This is a genomic window from Arthrobacter sp. YC-RL1, from assembly GCF_001454985.1.
GTDB classification, from domain to species: Bacteria; Actinomycetota; Actinomycetes; order Actinomycetales; family Micrococcaceae; genus Glutamicibacter; species Glutamicibacter soli.
On the sequence record NZ_CP013297.1, the window covers coordinates 1,256,277 to 1,272,768 of the forward strand.

The window sequence follows — 16,492 nt, forward strand, 5'->3', positions numbered from 1 at the left end:
CTTATGCTAGCGTACCGACAACCCCTAAAAACCGCGGAATCATGCGGATCTAGCCTACCTCTAGGGTATCAAGCGCACGACTCATAATCGTGAGGTCCCGGGATCGAGTCCCGGCGCCGCTACAGCAGTAAAACCCCGGAAACCCAACGGTTTCCGGGGTTTTTGTGTTCCCGATCGGGCCGTTCACAAGCCCGGGTACTCAGATAATGCCTCCGAAAGTGATCCGTGGGTTCAATGGAGCCAAACGCAGTTCCCGTGAAGCCACCCGATGAATGAGAAAACGCGGATCGGCTCAGTGCCGATCCGCGCCTATCCATCCTAGTTTTGTTTCCTTGGCGACTCGGTTGGTTCCTCAGGAATACCTTGCTGGGCGATCATCAATAATTCCTGCAAAACGGAATCATCGAAACCTCGATCATCCTCGGACTCCGTGCTGTTGACATCGTGGCCGTGGACTTCCGTGTGCAGCCTTTGCATTTTCATGTCCAGGCTTTCTGCGACCCGTGCCGCCTCGGCCAGCTCTTCGACAAGATGCTCGGGCACGGCGCCTTCGTACTTGTAGAAGATCTTGTGTTCGAGCGTCGCCCAGAAGTCCTGCGCAATGGTCCTGATCTGGATTTCCACGGTGATATCAACCGGCCCCTCGGACAGGAAAACCGGGATCTTCACGATGGCATGCAGGCTTTTGTACCCGTTGGGCTTGGGATTCTTGATGTAGTCCTTGATCTGGATGACTTCCAGATCGCTTTGCGATGTCAGCGTATTGAGCACCTTGTAGATGTCTTTCACAAAACTGCAGGTGATGCGAACGCCGGCGATGTCGCTGATATTTTCGCGGATTGCCTCGAACGTTGGAGTGATGCGCCGCTGGGCGACTTTCCGCATGATGCTTTCCGGCGACTTGACCCGGGAGGTGACATGCTCGATGGGGTTGTACTTGTGCAGGTACAAGAATTCCTCGCGCAGAATCGACACCTTGGTCAGGATTTCATCGACCGCAAACTGGTGTTCCATCATGAAGCGCTGGAACTGGTGATGGAAAGTGCGAGCCATGTTCTGGAGTTCAGGGTTGTTCATCGCTGCGGTACGCAGTGCCACAGGGGGAGGGGACGGCCTGTCTGAGCTTTGAGTTGAAATCTCTATCACCTCTGAATATTCAATGTCGCGAAGTCGGGGCACGCGTCTGTATGTACCTCCAGAGTAGAACGCAGTCCTAAGAAAATGGACAGAACCCCGGGTATACCGACCGAAAACCATCCGATGCCTACCAGAGTTGACGCGGTTCCGGCACAACTGGAACACTGCCCAACGAGCTCTGCAATGTGAGCGCCTACGAAGCGGTGAGCGGAGTTCCAGGAATCAGGTGGTACTGGCTTAGGCTTGAATGCGACTCTTTTCTTGAAAGGCCTCCATGGAATTCCCCAGTGAATCACGACAGCTCTGCCACGGGATCAGCTTTTCCCACTACGAGCCGGCGCCAAGCCTGAGCCTCCGTCGCGGTTCACAGTGGATCCATGAGTCCTTGTCCAAGAATCGAGCCCTTCGCTTGCAAGTCAGCGACCTGAAGTTCTGCCTGGGCTATATCTCCATGAACCCTGACGGCGGTCGCAACAATTTCCCCTGCCCGAAAAACAAAGCTGTACGGACAGGCAATCAGTGCGACCAGTGTCGGAGACTTGACCACTCCAAATTCATGCACCACTTCCATACGACCGGCGAAGCGCCGGCGGGGATGCGAAAATATTTGGAACAGCCGCATTTCCTCTACGTGGCAAGCTTCGCCCATGGAGCCACGAAGGTCGGCACGACCTCAACCCAGAGCAAATGGAGCCGCCTAGCACAGCAGGGTGCGGTCGTCGCCCGCTACATCGCTGGCGCGGGGGACGGCGCGGCCATCCGCGTGCTTGAAGATCTCATCACCGAACACGTGGGACTGGGCCAGCAAGTGCGGCAGAAATCCAAGGTGAAGGGGCTGACCAGCTGGGAACTGACTTTGGCCAGCCTCGATGACATCAACCGTGCAGCGGCCGACAAGGCCCGGGACTTCCTGTCTGCACAACGCGGGCTGGAGACCTATGGCATCGAACTTCGCGATGAGCTGTGGGAGCACCCGGAGTATGCGCAACTTGTGGTCGACGCCTGGGACGCGCATGCGCTGCATCCGTGGGATCAGAAGATCGCAGACAACCAGTTCAACATCAGGGTGCGCGGAGTTCTGGGGCAAACCATCATGGTCGACAGCGGCCCGTCGACAACCCTGAGGCTCATCGACGCGGCGGAACTCAAAACCCACGAATTGGGAGTTGCCGATGAACGTGGCGACTTCCATGAAGAACAGTCTGCGCTGTTCTAGGTAATCGAGGCTAGGGGGCCGAATCCGCCACGGCTGCGGCTTCGGCTAGGCGCGCCAGCTGCAGATCTTCGATACAGAGCATGAGCACGCTGTTGGGTTTGTTGAAGCAATAGAGTTCAACCCCGCAAGTCCCGGCCGTCCACCTTGCCGCGGGCATGGCTTCGGTTCCCCAGGTTTCCGTCGGAGGAGAAAAGTACGTTGACAGTTCCGTCCGGAGCTCGGCGAATTTTTCCAGAACCTGCGGATGCTGTTCCGATGGCTGCGGGTACAGGAATAAGGTGATCAGCACGAGAGAACCCCGGAACGAACTCCAACGAGCATCCACCTCGGCCCCCAACGGAACTTTCAGCACCCAGATGCCTCCGATGTTCTCCTCTGCATCTTCCGTGGGTCGCTGCGGGCTGTGCATGCCCAACGCTTCGAATACGCGAACGCGCTCAGCCTCGCTGTGGGGCCATTCGTGGCCGAGGATGCGGCCGATGAATGCGACCACTTCTACCGGTGCCGGTGAGTAGGGCATGCCCTGCGTAGGCGCTGTCATACCCGGAGCCTAGCGCGGGTCGGTAGATCAATGCAACGGACGCAGTACTGCAGGGCGAGGCCGCGATCCGATGACGATGGCATAGACGCCCATGGCGCCGACGTCGCCTAGACTCCGTGAATGGGTGACGGGGGAATGCCACGTCGTCGGCGGAATGCCGACCCCAGATGCTGCACATCCCCACTCCGGCTGAGGTCAAGACCTCAGATGGCACCTGCACAGATTCCAGAATTGATGGAGGAGACATGGATAAGCGCAACGGCACCCAAGCCTCCGCAAGCTTGCGGGTCAACCGATTGTCGATCATCGCCCTCTGCCTGGCCATTGCCGAAATCCCGGCCCTGATCTTCCTGGGCGGCACTGGCCCGGCGGTTTTCGCGGTAGGTGCAGGCCACGTGGCACTGAACCAGATCAAAACGAGAAATGAGCAAGGCGCGAAAGCCGCCATCCTCGCCTTGGCGCTCGGCTACGCGGTGGCGCTGTTCGGGGTCTTCAGCACCCTGCGAGCGCTGCCGTACATCTTCGCCTAGTCGTCTGGGCGGGCTCGCTTTGCCGATGAGTCAGGCCAGATGTCCTTCCATGAACTGGCGGTTGCGGGATGTCAGCAGAAATACCCTTGTACGTCCGCGGTCGCTCCCTGCCCTGAACTAGACTGGTGGGTATGACCAATACGCCTTGGGAGGCGGCCTCCCAGCACTACAAGAAGATCGTCTTTACCGCGATGGGCACCATCGGGCTAGGGATCATCCTGACGATCATCGGTTCAGTCAACCACATTCGACCGGTGCTCTACGTAGCCATCGGACTGCTGGTCATCGGCATGCTCTGCCACGTTGCAGGACTTGTCATTCGCGCCCGGGACGCCCGCAACTGGCGGATCGCCAACGGCCTGGCAACCCCTAAAGCCAAGAAGAACAAGGGCAACGGCGGTAACTAGCCGCACCCCGAAGGTTTCGTGTTCCGCAGAGCTGGGAGCCCCGAGCGGCTGAGCCCTGCGTGGACAGCAATCAACACACAGTCACAAAGTTCAGGAGAACTAATGGGCATCAACCCTGATCTGGTGGGGCGCATCTACCCTGCCGGCGAGTCCTACCAGGTAGGACGAGAGAAGATCCGAGAATTCGCAGCAGCCACCAAGGCCACCTCTCCGGCCCACTACGATGTCGAATCCGCGCGCAAGCTCGGCTTCAATGACGTGGTCGCCCCGCCGACCTTCGCCATCATCGTGGCCCAGCGCGCCGACGCCCAGCTGATCGCCGACCCTGCCTCGGGCATCGACTTCTCCCGCGTGGTGCATGCAGACCAGCGCTTTACCCACCACCGTCCCATCGTGGCCGGCGATGAACTGCTCGCCGAGCTGTACGTGGACCAGATCCGCGAAATGGGCGCCGGGGCCATGATCACCACCCGCGCCGAAATCACCACCGTCGGTGGGGAAAAGATCGCCACCACCGTTTCATCGCTACTGGTTCGAGCTGAGGACTAATCATGATCGCTTTCGACACCCTTGAAAAGGGACAGGTTCTCGGCACCCACACTGTCAACGTCAACCGCGCCGACCTGGTGCGCTATGCCGGCGCTTCGGGGGACTTCAACCCCATCCACTGGAACGAGCGCTTCGCCAAGGAAGTCGAGCTTCCCTCGGTCATCGCCCACGGCATGTTCACCATGGGCGCGGTCATCGACCTGGTCTCCACCTGGGTGGGCAATCCGGGCGCAGTCATCGACTACCAGACCCGCTTCACCAAGCCGGTCGTCGTCGAGGACCCCGAAGGTACCAACCCCTCGGACTTCGAAGGAACCACCATCGAGGTCGAGGGCAAGATCGGTGCCCTGGATTCCCAGGCCCGCACCGCCCGCGTGGACCTGACCGTCTCCGCCAACGGAACCAAGGTATTGCTCAAGTGCCAGGCCGTGGTGCAGCTCTGAACCAGCAACCCGCAGCCGACGTGCCGGTCGCGGTAAAGCACTGGCGCAACTCGTTGATGGCCGCCTACACGGCCAGCGGCCTGCTGCTGGCAACCCTGGTCTCCAGGCTTCCGGCACTGCGCGACGAGCTGGGGCTGGACCACTCGCAGGTCGGCCTGCTGCTGCTCGGAATGAGCGCAGGCTCCTTCCTCTCCGTATCCCTGGCTGGTCACCTGGTGATGCGTTTCGGCGCCACCAACGTCATGCGCTACGGCGCACTGATTGCAGGTCTCGCGCTCATGGGCGTCGGCTCCACCTCGGGACTGCTGCACTCAAGCATGCTGACCGCGACGGTGCTCTTCTGCCAGGGGCTTGGAGCCGCCTCGTGGAACGTCGCCTCGAACATCCAGGGCGCGGCCATGGAACGGGCACTGGGACGCAGCGTCATGCCTGCCCTGCACGGGTTCTTCTCCGTGGGTACAGTTCTCGGCGCCGGAATCGGCGCCGGCGCCGCAGCGGTCGCGCTGCCGCTGCAACTGCACTACGGGGTCATGGGCATCTTGATCATCGCCACGGTGCTGTATTCGACCCGTTTCTACGGGGAAGACCGGAGCCGGGCCTCGAAGGATTCGAAGTCCAAGGGGCATTCGCTGCTGAGTACCTGGAAGGAGCCGCAAACGGTCCTGCTGGGCGTGCTGGTGCTGGGCATGGCGCTCGCTGAAGGCGCGGCCGGGGACTGGGTGGCCTTGGCCCTGGCCGATGGCTACGGGACCACCGAAGCCACCGGCGCGCTGGGCTACGCGGCCTTCGTGACTGCCATGACGCTGACCCGATTGCTGGCCGGGGACTTGATCCTGCGTATGGGGCGGGTTTGGATGATCCGGGCCAGCGCCATCGCCGCGCTAGTGGGCCTGCTGATCTTCGCGTTCGGAGACAACCTGCCATTGGCTTTCGTGGCGCTGGCGGTGTGGGGCATGGGTGTTGCCCTGACCTTCCCGCTGGCCATGAGCGCCGCATCGGATGACCCGGAACACGCGGCAGCCCGCGTGGCAGTGGTTTCTACCATCGGCTACGCGGCATTCCTGGGAGGTCCGCCGCTGCTGGGCCTGCTGGCCGGGGCTATCGGCCTGCTGCCTGCCCTCGGCTGCATCTCGATCCTGGTTGTCGTGGCGTTCCTGCTGTCGAAGAACGCCGCAGGCTATCCGCGCCAGCCCGAGTCCGCCAGCTAGATCCGCCCGAATCAACGTATTTCCAGAGACAAATCGAAAGATAGTAGTTCAATGCTGAAGAACATGACCACCACGGCTGTTGGCGGCGACGCTGCGCGCACCGTGACCGCGTCCACCGAAGCCGAGCTGATTGCGGCGATCACCGCCGCGGACAACGCCGGCGAGGACATCCTGTTCATCGGCGGCGGCTCGAACCTGGTTATCTCGGACGAGGGCTTCTCGGGCACCGTCATCCGCATCGCCACGCGCGGCCTGGTTGTCGAGGAACAGGACGGCGGGCTGGCGCTGCTGCGCGCCGCGGCCGGCGAGAACTGGGACGCCACGGTCGAGTACTCGTTGGCCGAAGGCCTGAGCGGACTCGAAGCCCTCTCCGGGATCCCCGGCTGTGCCGGTGCCACCCCGGTGCAGAACGTCGGCGCCTACGGAGCGGACGTCTCCCAGACCTTGGCCTGGGCCCGCGTCTGGGACCGCACCGCGCAGGAGATCCTGCAGCTGTCGAACGAGGACCTGGCGTTCGCCTACCGTGATTCGCTGATCAAGCGCACCAGCACCCACGGTTCGCCCCGGTACGTGGTGCTGGAAGCCGCGTTCCTGCTCAAGCGCGGCAACGAGTCGGCGCCGATCCGCTATGCCGAGTTGGCCCGCCGCCTGGGCGTCGAAGCCGGCCAGGGCGCGGATGCAGCGCTGGTTCGGCAGACGGTTCTGGAACTGCGTCGGTCCAAGGGCATGGTCTATGACCCGCAGGACCCGGACTCGCATTCAACCGGCTCCTTCTTCACCAACCCGATTGTCGACGCGTCGGTGCTGGAGCAGCTGCCGCACAACGCTCCGAACTACCCGGCCGAGCAGGCCGAAATGGTCAAGTTGTCGGCCGCCTGGCTGATCGACCAGGCAGGTTTCGGCAAGGGCTACGGGCTGGAGGGGACCGACGGGTTCCAGATCGCCGGGGGACGGGCTTCACTGTCCACCAAGCACACCTTGGCCATTACGAACCGGGGCACCGCCAGCGCGGCTGACATCCTGGCCATCGCCCGCGCAGTGCGCGCCGGGGTTGCCGAGCGGTTCGGCATCACGCTGGTCAATGAGCCGCTGCTGATCGGAGTGGAGCTCTAGTATCCGTCCGCATATGTGAAAATGCCCGGGGCGCACCGTTCAGTGAACTGTGCGCCCCGGGCATTTGTCGGCGGGGAAGTAGTCCCTACAGGCGGCCCTGTGCGATGGCCAGCATGCGCCGCAGCGGCTCCGCGGCGCCCCAGAGCAGCTGGTCGCCCACGGTGAAGGCGGAGATGTACTCCGGGCCCATCTCCAGCTTGCGGATGCGGCCGACCGGGATGTCCAGGGTGCCCGAGGCGGCCACCGGAGTCAGCTGCTCCATGGTCGCTTCCTTCTCGTTCGGCACGACCTTGGCCCACTCGTTGTCCTCGGCCAGCAGCGACTCGATCTCGGAGACCGGCAGGTCTTCCTTCAGCTTCAGGGTCAGCGCCTGCGAGTGCGAGCGCATTGCGCCGATGCGCACGCACAGTCCGTCCATGGCGATGTGGCGGCTGCCGGAGGTCTGCAGGATCTTGTTGGTCTCCGCGCCGGCCTTCCACTCCTCGCGGGACTGGCCGTTGCCCAGGTCCGAATCGATCCACGGGATCAGCGAACCGCCCAGCGGCACGCCGAACTGTGCGGCGTCCAGGCCGCCGCGCTGGGTTTCAAGCACCTTGCGGTCGATCTCCAGGATGGCGCTGGCCGGGTCCGCAAGCTCGTCCGCGACCGAGGCGTTGATGTCGCCGAACTGGGTCAGCAGTTCGCGCATGTGGCGGGCGCCGCCGCCGGAGGCCGCCTGGTAGGTCATGGAAGTGCCCCACTCGACCAGGTTGTTCTTGAACAGCCCGCCCAGGCCCATGAGCATGCAGGACACGGTGCAGTTGCCGCCCACGAAGTCCTTGACGCCGGCAACCAGCGACTGGTCGATGACGTTGCGGTTGATCGGGTCCAGCACGATCACCGAGTCGTCGTTCATGCGCAGGCTCGATGCGGCATCGATCCACAGTCCGTCCCAGCCGGCCTTGCGCAGCTCGGTGTGGACCTTGGTAGTGTAGTCGCCGCCCTGGGCGGTCACGATTATCGGCAGCTTGGCCAGCGTCTGGATGTCGAAAGCATCCTGTAGCGGGCCGGCGCCCTCGGCGAATGCGGGGGCCTGGCCGCCGGCATTCGACGTCGAGAAGAAGACCGGGTCGATCTGCGCAAAGTCGCCCTCGTCGAGCATGCGCTGCATGAGCACGGAACCGACCATGCCACGGTAACCTACAAAACCAACAGATGAAGTCATACCTCAATGGTAGGGCTGAATTACGTTATTATCCCGGTTCGTTACAGCGCTTAAAGCAGAATCACACCCAAGCCCCAGAAGGGCCGGGTGTGATTCTGCAGCAGCAAAAGTTCTACTTTTCCTCAAGCAACAGCTTGCGGTTCTTGATGGCCCAGAACGCTGCGTAGAGGAACACCTGGGTCGGGACGAACAGCAGGATCACGCCGAAGATCTTGTGGCCGCCGAGCACCATGAAAAACCCGAGCACCGCGACAACCAGCGCGAGCAGCGGGAAAAGCATGTAGCCGAGGACGAACAGGGCATCTGAGTGCTGTTTGAGATCAGCGAGGTATTTTTTCATGGGATGTTAACTAGTCCTTTTCGCGGATCCAGGTTTCAAAACGGTAGCGGGTGCCGGTACCGGACTTGTGCCATTGGTTCTCCGGTCCATCCAGTCCCGGGTCGCTGAGCCCCAGGGCAAAGTCATCGGGGAGCTGCGGCGCGCTGGTATCTCCCTGGACCTCCAGATCGAGCTTGGTGATCACTGCCAGGTCCAGCAGCTGAAGCGATTGGGCGTAGACCTTGCCTCCGCCGATGATCCAGATTTCCCGGCTGCCCTCACAGGTCTTGGCCAGGGCCAGGGCTTCGCCGAGGTCCGCGACCGGCAGCGCACCGGCATCGCGCAGCGCCTGGTGCGACTCGGCGCGGGTGGTCAGCACGATGTTGCTGCGTCCGGGCAGCGGCCGGAACTTTGGCGGAAACGACTCCCAAGTGGCGCGGCCCATGATGACCGGATGGCCGGCGGTGATCCTCTTGAAATGGGCTAGGTCTTCCGGGACATGCCAGGGCATGGTTCCCTGGTTGCCGATGATTCCGTTGTCCGCCTGGGCCCAGATGGCGCCAACCAGCGGCGTGAGGTCGGCGGTGTGGCGCGGTTCAGGCGTCATACGGCGACGGTCCCCTTGATGGTTGGGTGGTGCTTGTAGTCGACGACCACGAAGTCTTCCAGAGTGTAGTCGAAGACTGACTCCGGCTTGGACGCGAAGTCGAGCGTCGGGTACGGGTACGGCTCGCGGGAGAGCTGTTCGCGCACCTGCTCCAAGTGGTTGGTATAGATGTGCACGTCGCCGCCGGTCCAGATGAACTCACCCGGTTCCAGGTCCAGCTGATGGGCGAGCATGCGGGTCAGCAGCGCGTAGGAAGCGATGTTGAACGGCACGCCGAGGAACATGTCGGCACTGCGCTGGTACAGCTGGCAGGACAGCTTGCCGTCGGCCACGTAGAACTGGAAGAAGACATGGCAGGGCGGCAATGCCATGTTCTCGATTTCGGCGACATTCCAGGCCGAGACGATGTGGCGGCGGGAATCGGGGTTGCTGCGCAGCGAGTCGACCAGCTGGGAGATCTGGTCGATCTGCCCGCCTCCGGGGGTGGGCCATGAGCGCCACTGGACGCCGTAGACCGGCCCCAGTTCGCCGTCCTCATCAGCCCATTCGTTCCAGATGCGCACGCCCTGGTCCTGGAGCCACTTCACGTTGGACTCCCCGCGCAGGAACCACAGCAGTTCTGCAGCGACCGAGCGGAAATGCACGCGCTTGGTGGTGATCAGCGGGAAGGAATCGGCCAGGTCGAAGCGGATCTGGCGGCCGAAGACCGACAGCGTGCCGGTTCCGGTGCGGTCTTCCTTGGCGGCGCCGTTCTCCAGAACGTCGCGAAGCAGGTCTTCGTATGGGGTAGGAATGCTCACCCCACCAGTTTAGTCCACCGGCGAACGGCGCCGGAGGTCCCGTGGCGTATTCCACGACGCCCCGGATAACGAAGCTTCAGCCCTTGACGACCATGCCCTGGTACTCCGGGTAGCGGCGCAGGTAGTCCTGCACGTAGCTGCACTCGGGAACGATCTTGACGCCCTCGTTGGCCAGCCGGTCCAGTACCAGCGTCACCAGCGCCCGGGCGTAGCCGCGGCGGCCGAATTCCTCGTTGACGATGGTGTGCTGGATGGTGACCACGTCGTCTTCGCGGTGGTAGCCGATGAAGCCGACATAGGTGGATCCGTGCCACAGCGAGAAACGCCCGCGGTCTTCATCATGGTCCAGGCGCAGACCCTGGTGCACGATCTTCTCAACCGGTTGCTGGGGCTGATTTGCACTCATGGCTTGGCCTTTCTCTGGGTGACAAGAGCCACTGGGGATTCTTATTAAACAGTCATAGTCGCATTTGTGCGCAGATGCAACGACGGGCATCCTCGCGGCGTGAGGAGCCGGGGATGCCCGTCCGCCGGGTGCGGTGCAGCGGCGCCGGCGGTGGTGTCAGTCGTGATACGGGGTATGGACTTCCAGGGAGATGATCCGCGGATTCGCGCCGGGTAGCTGGTGCGCCACGATCACCCCTCCGGGATCGAGGAAAGGATCCTTGGCGGGGAGCACCTCGGCGATGGTCGCCGAGGTGCTGCCCTTGAGGACCTTCAGTACCGTGGGAAGCACCGGCCGGTGCGTGCACAGCACCTGGGAGCGGTTCTTGTCCAGGAGTTTCTGCACCGCCTTCGCAGCCCGCTTCGGGTGCCGGGTGGCCGCATGCTCGGTGACCGCCCGCACGGAGCTGAGCTTCAGCTGGTTCGCCGTGACGTAGGGCGCGACGGTCTGCACGCAGCGCATCCACGGCGAAGACGCGACATGCCCCGGGGCCCAGGCTTCCAGCAGTCGCGAGACCGCCTGGGCCTGGCGGCGCCCGGTGGCCGCCAGCGGGCGGTCGCCTTCGGCACGGGTCCACTTGCTGCGCGGCTTGGCCTTTGCGTGGCGGACCAGGATGAACGGCTTGGCCTCCAGATGGCCGGCCTTGTGGGCGGCGAGCAGGTCCTGCAGCGGCGCGGCGTCCGAGGGGTTGGTCAGCATGCCGATGGCCTGCTTGGGGGAGACCCAGCGGACCTCGTCGCATTCGGATCCGTCCGGGATGACCTCGGCTTCGTGGTGCGTGGCGGCCGCCCAGTAGTAGACGACCTTGGCGCGCTGCTTCACCGAGTACGCGGTGGCCGCCAGCGGCAGGCCGAGCGTGATCTGCAGCCCGATCTCCTCGTGGACTTCGCGCACCGCGCATTCGGCGATGGCTTCGCCGTCGTCCAGCTTGCCCTTGGGCCAGGACCAGTCGTCGTACTTGGGCCGGTGGATGACCAGCACCCGCAGCTTGCCGTGCTCCAGCCGCCACGGGATGGCCCCCGCGGCGATGATGTCGAAGTGGCCCAGGCGAATTTCCTCGGCATCGGATGAACGATGCAGTTCCAGCACCCGGTCAAGGGCGCGTTGGACATTCGAATCGGCCACTAGCTGTTTCGCCCGCTATTTCGCCGCTGGGCGTGGTCCTGGATGAGCCAGAACTGGACATCGGAGAGCGGGTTGCCGTCCTCGTCCTTGTAGTGCCGGTCCCACTTGCCGTCCGAGTGCAGATGCCAGGAGGAGGTCCCGTCGTCCATGTAGCGTTCCAGCAGGCTGATCATTTCCTCGATGTCCTCCGGCTGCCCCAGGGAGACCAGGGCTTCCACGCGGCGATCGAGGTTGCGGTGCATCATGTCGGCCGAGCCGATGTACACGATCGGGTTCCCTGCGTTGGCGAAGGTGAACACGCGGCTGTGCTCCAGGAAGCGGCCTAGGATCGAGCGGACCCGGATGTTCTCGCTCAGCCCCGGGACGCCCGGGCGCAGGGCGCAGATGCCGCGCACGATCACGTCGACCTTCACCCCGGCCTGGCTGGCGCGGTACAGCGCGTCGATGATCGCCTCGTCGACAATCGAATTGACCTTGATGACCACCTTGGCGTCGACCCCGGCCTGGGCGTTGCGCACTTCCTGCTCGATGTGCGCCAGCAGCCCGGTGCGCACCGAACGCGGGGCGACCAGCAGACGCTTGTAGGTGGAGCGCGGGGCGTAGCCCGAGAGCTGGTTGAACAGCTTCGAGACGTCCTCGCCGACCTCCTCGTCGCAGGTCAGCAGCCCGAAGTCCTCGTAGTAGCGCGCGGTGCGCGGGTGGTAGTTTCCGGTGCCGATGTGGCAGTAGCGGCGCAGCTTGTCGCCTTCGCGACGCACCACCAGGGAGAGCTTGGAGTGGGTCTTCAGGCCCACGATGCCGTACACTACGTGCACGCCCGCCTGTTCCAGCTTGCGCGCCCAGGAGATGTTCGCCTGCTCGTCGAAGCGGGCCTTGATCTCAACCAGCGCCAGCACCTGCTTGCCTGCCTCGGCCGCGTCGATCAGCGCATCGACGATCGGGGAGTCGCCGGAGGTGCGGTACAGGGTCTGCTTGATGGCCATAACCTTCGGATCCGCCGCGGCCTGCTCCAGGAAGGCCTGGACCGAGGTGGAGAAGGAATCGTAGGGGTGGTGCAGCAGGATGTCGCGGCGGCGTACGGCGCCGAACACGTTGGCTGCCTTGGCGGTTTCCGACTCGTTCAGGAACCGTGAGGTGTGCCCCATGTGCTTGGGGTAGTGCAGCTCGGTGCGGTCCAGCGAGGCGATGACGCCCAGGCCGCGCAGGTCCAGCGGGGCAGGCAGCTTGAAGACCTCGTCCTCGTCGATACCCAGCTCCCGGGAGAGCAGGTCCATGATCTGCGGGTTGATGTCGTCAACCACCTCCAGGCGCACCGGAGGGCCGAAGCGGCGGCGCAGCAGCTCCTTTTCCAGGGCCTGCAGCAGGTTCTCGGCGTCGTCTTCCTCGACTTCCAGGTCCTCGTTGCGGGTGACGCGGAAGAAGTGGTGCTCCACGATTTCCATGCCCGGGAACAGCTGCTCCAGGTGCACGGCGATCAGGTCCTCCAGCGCGATGAAGCGTGCGGCGCGGTGCGAGGAGTGGGCGGCGCGCGGGCCGTCGATGCTGACCAGGCGGTCGATGGTGTCAGGCACCTTCAGGCGGGCGAACAGCTCCTTGCCGGTCAGCGGGTTGCGCACCACCACGGCCAGGTTCAGCGACAGGCCGGAGATATAAGGGAAGGGGTGGGCCGGATCCACCGCCAGCGGGGTGAGGATCGGGAAGACCTGGGCCATGAACCACTCGGAGAGCAAGCTCTGCTCGGAGGCCGAGAGCTCGTCCCAGCCGGTGATGCGGATGCCGTGCGTGGCGAGGTCGGGGGAGACCGACTCCGAGTAGACCCTTGCATGGCGGGTCTGCAGCTCGTGCGCCGAGTTCAGCAGCAATTCGAGCTGGTCCACCGGGTTCATCCCGTTGGCCGCCGGGACGGCCAGGCCGGTCACGATGCGGCGCTTCAGGCCGGCGACGCGCACCATGAAGAACTCGTCCAGGTTGGAGGCGAAGATCGAGAGGAAATTGACGCGTTCAAGCAGCGGCAGGTCGACGTCCTCGGCAAGTTCCAGCACCCGCGCGTTGAAATGCAGCCAGCTCAGTTCCCGGTCGAGGAACCGCTCGTTCTCGAAACCCCCGTCCGGATGGAGGTCGGGCAGGAGTCCTGCCGGTTCGATCCGGTCTTCATTGACCTTGGATGAAGGGACATCCCTCAGTTGTGCCGGGGGCTGCTTGGGGGTGGTTGTCATCTGCTGAACTCACTTCTTCCTGCAGGTGGAGGCCATCTTCACCGTTGGCTGGCAGTCCGGGAAAATCCCGGACTGCCATGCGCTATCAGTCTATCTGTTCGGGGCCGTACATGATGTCTGCGGACCATAGCGTGAAGCCGAGTGACCGGTAGAGCTTGACTGCCGCCTCGTTCTCGGCGTCCACGTACAGCAGCACCGACCCGACCCCCTGCTCCAGAAGGTAGTTGATGCCCACAGTAGTCAGCGCGCGGCCCAAGCCCAGGCCCTGCGCCTCGGGAACCACGCCGACCACGTAGACCTCGCCCATCGGGCGGATGTTGTCGGCGCCCGCCGGATGGATCTTGGTCCAGTGGTAGGCGATGAGCTGGTCTTCCGGGTCGAAGGCCAGGAAGAAGCCCTGCGGGTCGAACCAGTTCTCGTTCATGCGCGCATCGAGATCGGACAGGGTCAGCGAACCCTGTTCCGGATGGTGCGCGAAGGACTTGGCATTGGCTTCAAGCCAGGCCGACTCGTCCTCGCCGACGCGGAAGCTGCGCAGCGTCAGCCCGCGCTGCAGCGGCGTCTCTTCCAGAGAGTCGGTGCCTTCGCGGCGCATCCGGTACAGCTCGCGGTTGCGCGACAGGCCGATCGAATCGGCCAGCTTGCGGGCCGCTGGGTGGTCGCCGTGCGCCCAGGTCAGGATCTGGCTCAGATCCAGCTGTTCGCCCAGCCTCTGCAGCAGCTGGCGGCCGATGCCGTGGTTGCGGAACTGGGGGTGGACCACCAGTTCGACGATCCAGCGCCGGGATATCGGGTCGTCGATCGCGACGATGACGCCGCTGAGCTGGGCTTCGCTTCCCTCGCCCGAGGAGGCCAGCAGCGTGATGACGTTCTTGCCGGAGGTTTCCGAGCCCAGTGCGACCAGCGTCTGGTCGCTCAAGGGCGGGTTGCCGTCCTCCTGCAGCGCGGCGGCGGCCAGGTCTCGGACCTCGGCCAGCGAACTCTGTTCCAGCTCGCCGAGGACCTTCTGAATGGACACAGTTTTCTGGGGCAGCTCGTTCATGCTCTCAGGTTATCCGCTGGATGACCTGACCCGCCAGAGGCCCTGTCATGTTAGGCCTCGTTGTGGAACCGGTAGCCGACATTTCGCACGGTGCCGATCAATTGTTCGTGGTCGGTGCCCAGTTTCGCGCGCAGGCGCCGCACGTGCACGTCCACGGTGCGGGTGCCCCCGTAGTAGTCGTATCCCCATACCTCGTGCAGCAGCTGCTCGCGGGTGAATACCCGGCCCGGGAACTGCGAGAGGTACTTGAGCAGCTCGAATTCCTTATAGGTGAGATCCAGGATCCGCTGGTCGATCTTCGCGGTGTAGCTCAGCTCGTCGATGCGCAGCCCGGAGCGGTTCTGCGGCGCTTCCGCCGGGGCGGCGGGCTCCGGCACGGCGGAGAGGAGCAACCGGATGCGGGCCTCCAGCTCGGCGGGGACCGCCGTGGGCAGGATGAAGTCCGCGGCATGCCATTCGGAGTTCAGGATGCTCAGCGCGCCCTCGCTGGCCACCAGCAGCAGCGGAAGCTTCAGCGTTGAATGGATGACCTGCGCCAGCGAGCGGGCCGCCACCAGTTCGGTGCGGGCATCGAGGATGACCGCATCGCATTCGGAAACCTGGCTCAGGGACTGCGTTTGCGCCGGGAGGCACTGGATCTGATGCAGTAGTAGTTCGAGCGCCGGAAGCACTTCAGCTTCGGACTGTCCGTTGTTCGTCAGGAGCAGCAGGTTCGCCACAGCGGTCTTCCTCCTGCCAGATAGATGCGAGAAAATCGTTTTTACGTGTCAAAGTATAGAGAATGGAAGAGTCCAAGCTCGCATGTGAAGTCACAAGTGCGCATAAATTACCGTCAGGAATTCTGGTTTGAGGATCAAGGTATTAATAAGCGGTCTGCTGGCTTCGGCCCTGCTCCTGGGAGCGGCCAGCCTTCCCTCCGTCGAATGGGCGATGGGCGCTGTCGCGGTCATATTGCAGCTCACGTTCGCCTACACCTGGCCCCGGCTGATCCGCGCTGAAGCGCCATGGCCGCTGACGGTCATCCTTGCCGTGTGCTCGCTCGCCTCGACCGCGGCGGTGCTGTTCATGCCGGGCGTGTCGCCGATGTCCCATGGCGTCGAAGTCATTGCGGTGGGCGTGCTGCTGGTGTTCATCAGCCAGGTGCTGCGCGGGGCCGAAGCCGAGGGCCGCATGGCCGGCACGGTCAGCGGCATCACCGGCGTGGTCATGGCGGTTCTCGGTTCGGCATGGGCCGCCGCCGGAACCGTGAACTTCGGGTTCGCGCTGACCCTGGTCACCGTCATCGGGCTGGCCGGGGCCGGCCTCGTGGCGATGACGCGGTTGCCCAACCGCATCACCATGTTCCTGGCGCCGCTGGTATCGCTGGTGCTCGGCGCCATCGCCACCGCGCTGCCGCTGGGGATGCACATTGTTGAAGGCGTGGTGCTGGGCCTGCTGGCGGGAATCCTGGTCAGCGCCCTGCGCGCCCTGGCGCTGTCCACGCGCAGCGTGCGGAACCTGACCGGCGTGATGGGCCTGTCCAGCGGGATCGTCCTGCTCAGCGGCGCCGCCAGCTGGTACGCCCTGGATTTGATGGTTTTCAGCTAGCGG

19 protein-coding genes and 1 tRNA gene are annotated in these 16,492 nt (G+C 63.7%); 9 read left to right on the forward strand and 11 right to left on the reverse strand.

The features are described 5' to 3' along the window. The first annotated feature begins 43 nt into the window (after nucleotides 1-43). Nucleotides 44-121, forward strand: a tRNA-Met gene (locus tag ATC04_RS19270). A gap of 197 nt (nucleotides 122-318) precedes the next feature. Here ATC04_RS19270 and ATC04_RS05875 read toward each other — a convergent pair. Beyond that, complete coding sequence (locus tag ATC04_RS05875; protein ID WP_342352853.1) at nucleotides 319-1,098, reverse strand: GTP pyrophosphokinase family protein; 780 nt, start codon at nucleotides 1,096-1,098, stop codon at nucleotides 319-321. 424 nt (nucleotides 1,099-1,522) lie between these two features. Here ATC04_RS05875 and ATC04_RS18750 point away from each other — a divergent pair, with 424 nt between their 5' ends. Beyond that, nucleotides 1,523-2,353, forward strand: a complete 831-nt coding sequence (locus ATC04_RS18750) for a DUF2797 domain-containing protein (RefSeq protein WP_160309088.1) — start codon at nucleotides 1,523-1,525, stop codon at nucleotides 2,351-2,353. Nucleotides 2,354-2,363: 10 nt separating this feature from the next. Here the strand turns inward: ATC04_RS18750 and ATC04_RS05890 are convergent, their stop codons facing one another. Then, nucleotides 2,364-2,894, reverse strand: a complete 531-nt coding sequence (locus ATC04_RS05890; protein ID WP_047119716.1) for a hypothetical protein — start codon at nucleotides 2,892-2,894, stop codon at nucleotides 2,364-2,366. A gap of 245 nt (nucleotides 2,895-3,139) precedes the next feature. Here ATC04_RS05890 and ATC04_RS05895 point away from each other — a divergent pair, with 245 nt between their 5' ends. The 6 genes from ATC04_RS05895 (at nucleotide 3,140) to ATC04_RS05920 (ending at nucleotide 7,144) form a co-directional block, all read left to right on the forward strand. Then, nucleotides 3,140-3,424: a DUF4190 domain-containing protein gene (locus ATC04_RS05895; protein WP_047119715.1), complete on the forward strand. Its 285-nt coding sequence runs from the start codon at nucleotides 3,140-3,142 to the stop codon at nucleotides 3,422-3,424. Between the two features lie 131 nt (nucleotides 3,425-3,555). Then, nucleotides 3,556-3,831, forward strand: a complete 276-nt coding sequence (locus tag ATC04_RS05900) for a hypothetical protein (protein WP_047119714.1) — start codon at nucleotides 3,556-3,558, stop codon at nucleotides 3,829-3,831. Between the two features lie 102 nt (nucleotides 3,832-3,933). Further along, nucleotides 3,934-4,380, forward strand: a complete 447-nt coding sequence (locus ATC04_RS05905; RefSeq protein WP_047119713.1) for a MaoC family dehydratase N-terminal domain-containing protein — start codon at nucleotides 3,934-3,936, stop codon at nucleotides 4,378-4,380. A gap of 2 nt (nucleotides 4,381-4,382) precedes the next feature. Continuing rightward, on the forward strand, nucleotides 4,383-4,823 hold the full coding sequence (locus ATC04_RS05910; RefSeq protein WP_047119712.1) for a MaoC family dehydratase: 441 nt from the start codon (nucleotides 4,383-4,385) through the stop codon (nucleotides 4,821-4,823). Then, complete coding sequence (locus ATC04_RS05915; protein ID WP_231735917.1) at nucleotides 4,799-6,031, forward strand: MFS transporter; 1,233 nt, start codon at nucleotides 4,799-4,801, stop codon at nucleotides 6,029-6,031. Before ATC04_RS05910 ends, ATC04_RS05915 begins: the two co-directional genes overlap by 25 nt. 18 nt (nucleotides 6,032-6,049) lie before the next feature. Further along, nucleotides 6,050-7,144, forward strand: coding sequence for a UDP-N-acetylmuramate dehydrogenase (locus ATC04_RS05920; protein ID WP_280524260.1), 1,095 nt, complete (start codon nucleotides 6,050-6,052; stop codon nucleotides 7,142-7,144). Nucleotides 7,145-7,229: 85 nt separating this feature from the next. Here ATC04_RS05920 and asd read toward each other — a convergent pair whose 3' ends face one another. The 9 genes from asd to ATC04_RS05965 all read right to left on the reverse strand — a co-directional run bounded on the left by asd (nucleotide 7,230) and on the right by ATC04_RS05965 (nucleotide 15,621). After that, entirely contained in the window at nucleotides 7,230-8,348 is a 1,119-nt protein-coding gene (asd, locus tag ATC04_RS05925) for an aspartate-semialdehyde dehydrogenase (protein WP_047119710.1), read from the reverse strand. A 112-nt stretch (nucleotides 8,349-8,460) separates the two neighbouring features. Continuing rightward, on the reverse strand, nucleotides 8,461-8,688 hold the full coding sequence (locus ATC04_RS05930; RefSeq protein WP_047119709.1) for an NF038396 family protein: 228 nt from the start codon (nucleotides 8,686-8,688) through the stop codon (nucleotides 8,461-8,463). Nucleotides 8,689-8,698: 10 nt separating this feature from the next. Next, nucleotides 8,699-9,274 (reverse strand): dihydrofolate reductase, encoded by a 576-nt coding sequence (locus ATC04_RS05935; protein ID WP_047119708.1) that lies wholly within the window; start codon nucleotides 9,272-9,274, stop codon nucleotides 8,699-8,701. Next, nucleotides 9,271-10,074, reverse strand: a complete 804-nt coding sequence (locus tag ATC04_RS05940) for a thymidylate synthase (RefSeq protein ID WP_047119707.1) — start codon at nucleotides 10,072-10,074, stop codon at nucleotides 9,271-9,273. The genes ATC04_RS05935 and ATC04_RS05940 overlap by 4 nt, the downstream gene beginning before the upstream one ends. Nucleotides 10,075-10,150: 76 nt before the next feature. After that, complete coding sequence (locus tag ATC04_RS05945) at nucleotides 10,151-10,480, reverse strand: GNAT family N-acetyltransferase (RefSeq protein WP_047119706.1); 330 nt, start codon at nucleotides 10,478-10,480, stop codon at nucleotides 10,151-10,153. A 156-nt stretch (nucleotides 10,481-10,636) separates the two neighbouring features. Next, a complete protein-coding gene (locus tag ATC04_RS05950) occupies nucleotides 10,637-11,644 on the reverse strand; it encodes an NUDIX hydrolase (RefSeq protein WP_082123945.1) in 1,008 nt (335 codons plus the stop codon). Beyond that, the gene (locus ATC04_RS05955; protein ID WP_047119705.1) at nucleotides 11,644-13,860 is read right to left on the reverse strand and encodes an RNA degradosome polyphosphate kinase; all 2,217 of its coding nucleotides are present in this window, start codon (nucleotides 13,858-13,860) and stop codon (nucleotides 11,644-11,646) included. Before ATC04_RS05955 ends, ATC04_RS05950 begins: the two co-directional genes overlap by 1 nt. Nucleotides 13,861-13,945: 85 nt before the next feature. Beyond that, nucleotides 13,946-14,902 (reverse strand): mycothiol synthase, encoded by a 957-nt coding sequence (gene mshD / locus ATC04_RS05960; RefSeq protein WP_047119704.1) that lies wholly within the window; start codon nucleotides 14,900-14,902, stop codon nucleotides 13,946-13,948. A 50-nt stretch (nucleotides 14,903-14,952) separates the two neighbouring features. Beyond that, complete coding sequence (locus tag ATC04_RS05965) at nucleotides 14,953-15,621, reverse strand: response regulator transcription factor (RefSeq protein ID WP_047119703.1); 669 nt, start codon at nucleotides 15,619-15,621, stop codon at nucleotides 14,953-14,955. Between the two features lie 127 nt (nucleotides 15,622-15,748). Here ATC04_RS05965 and ATC04_RS05970 point away from each other — a divergent pair, with 127 nt between their 5' ends. Next, entirely contained in the window at nucleotides 15,749-16,489 is a 741-nt protein-coding gene (locus tag ATC04_RS05970; protein WP_152666868.1) for a hypothetical protein, read from the forward strand. The last annotated feature ends 3 nt before the right edge of the window (nucleotides 16,490-16,492 follow it).

What these genes read in the sequence shown, in the direction of transcription:
- asd (WP_047119710.1), bottom strand. Translation starts at nt 8,348, where the DNA reads ATGACTTCATCTGTTGGTTTTGTAGGTTACCGTGGCATGGTCGGTTCC.
- ATC04_RS05945 (WP_047119706.1), bottom strand. Translation starts at nt 10,480, where the DNA reads ATGAGTGCAAATCAGCCCCAGCAACCGGTTGAGAAGATCGTGCACCAG.
- ATC04_RS05935 (WP_047119708.1), bottom strand. Translation starts at nt 9,274, where the DNA reads ATGACGCCTGAACCGCGCCACACCGCCGACCTCACGCCGCTGGTTGGC.
- ATC04_RS05900 (WP_047119714.1), top strand. Translation starts at nt 3,556, where the DNA reads ATGACCAATACGCCTTGGGAGGCGGCCTCCCAGCACTACAAGAAGATC.
- ATC04_RS05905 (WP_047119713.1), top strand. Translation starts at nt 3,934, where the DNA reads ATGGGCATCAACCCTGATCTGGTGGGGCGCATCTACCCTGCCGGCGAG.
- ATC04_RS05895 (WP_047119715.1), top strand. Translation starts at nt 3,140, where the DNA reads ATGGATAAGCGCAACGGCACCCAAGCCTCCGCAAGCTTGCGGGTCAAC.
- ATC04_RS05930 (WP_047119709.1), bottom strand. Translation starts at nt 8,688, where the DNA reads ATGAAAAAATACCTCGCTGATCTCAAACAGCACTCAGATGCCCTGTTC.
- mshD (WP_047119704.1), bottom strand. Translation starts at nt 14,902, where the DNA reads ATGAACGAGCTGCCCCAGAAAACTGTGTCCATTCAGAAGGTCCTCGGC.
- ATC04_RS05910 (WP_047119712.1), top strand. Translation starts at nt 4,383, where the DNA reads ATGATCGCTTTCGACACCCTTGAAAAGGGACAGGTTCTCGGCACCCAC.
- ATC04_RS05955 (WP_047119705.1), bottom strand. Translation starts at nt 13,860, where the DNA reads ATGACAACCACCCCCAAGCAGCCCCCGGCACAACTGAGGGATGTCCCT.
- ATC04_RS05890 (WP_047119716.1), bottom strand. Translation starts at nt 2,894, where the DNA reads ATGACAGCGCCTACGCAGGGCATGCCCTACTCACCGGCACCGGTAGAA.